Genomic DNA, 1,192 nt, shown 5'->3' on the forward strand with positions numbered 1-1,192 from the left:
GGACCCCCGCGCCTCAAATTCCCCCGGCTACCGCCGGGAGGTGCCCCCTGGCGAGGCTGAAACTGCGGGCCAGCGTCGGCGCAGGGCGGGTGGGGATCCCGTCAAGGCCCTGTTGCACCGGCATCGGGAGCTCTGTGAGCGGGCCGTCGATCCGCTGGAGATCGCCGCCGGGCTGGAGGCGCACGGGATCAGCGACCGGACCGCCGCGCGGTTCCGGCACCGGGACGTGTTCTCCCTCGCCGAGGAGCTCTACGCCCGGACCCCGCGCGGCGAGGCGGGGGCGGACCTCGCGGAGCGGCCGCTGCCGGCCGGGCCCCGGGCGGTGCGCGGCTTCGGGTACGCCCTGCTGCCCGGCGCCCTCGCGTTCGGCGCGGCCGCCACCGGGATGCCGGGGGCGGGCCCCCTCGCGGTGCTCGTCACCGTCGGCGCGCTGGTGTGGCCCGGGCGGAGCGCCGGGGGGCGGTTCCCGTACGCCGCCCACCTGCTCGCGGCCGCCGCCGTCGGCTGGGCCGTCCACCGGCACGGACCGGCGCTCGGAGCCGCGCTCGCGCTGGCCGTGGCCCCCGCGCACCTCGCCGGGGCGCTGTACGCCGCCCGGGCGCGGCGCCGGCTCGCCGGGAGCCGGGCCCTGGAGGACTTCGCCGCCGGGGCGCGGCCGCTGCTGGCCGGGACCCTGGTGCTGTTCACCGCGGCCGCCGCGGGGGCGGCCGCACTCGCCGGAGCCGCCGCGGCCGTGGCCGTACCGCTCGCGGTGCTGCTGTTCCTGACCCGGCTGCTGCTGCGGCACGGCGCGCACCGGGCACCGGTGGCCCTGGCCCTGGCGCTCGCCCTGCTCCCGGCCCCGGCCGCGGTGTCCGCCGCCGCCGCGGGACTCCTCGTACACGCCGTCCTCGCGCTGTCCCGGGCCTCCGCCCACGCGCGGCCCTGAGCGCCGTACCCCTCTGCCCACCGAGCCCACCCACCCAAGGAGAAACAGGATGACCGGCCAGCCAATCAACCGAGGGGCCGCGCGATGAGAGTTCTGCTGATCGGAGCCAACGGCTACCTCGGACGCTACGTCGCCGACCGGCTGCTCGCCGACCCGGCCGTCCAGCTCACCGCGCTCGGCCGCGGCGACGACGCCGACGTCCGCTTCGACCTCGCCACCGGCAGCCCCGGCGCCCTCACCCGGTTCCTGGACGCGGTCCACCCC

At 79.1% G+C, this 1,192-nt stretch carries 1 protein-coding gene and 1 pseudogene; both read left to right on the top strand.

What is annotated here, in order from left to right; translation table 11 throughout:
* Window positions 1-112 precede the first annotated feature (112 nt).
* Window positions 113-928 carry a hypothetical protein gene (locus ACFV0Q_RS41850; protein ID WP_385013368.1) on the top strand — a complete coding sequence of 272 codons (816 nt, stop codon included), beginning with the start codon at window positions 113-115 and terminating at the stop codon, window positions 926-928.
* Window positions 929-1,012: 84 nt separating this feature from the next.
* Window positions 1,013-1,192 (top strand): annotated as a pseudogene (locus ACFV0Q_RS41855) (reductase); the annotation flags it as partial.

The sequence above is a fragment of the Streptomyces sp. NPDC059564 genome (genome assembly GCF_042735575.1).
Lineage (GTDB): Bacteria > Actinomycetota > Actinomycetes > Streptomycetales > Streptomycetaceae > Streptomyces.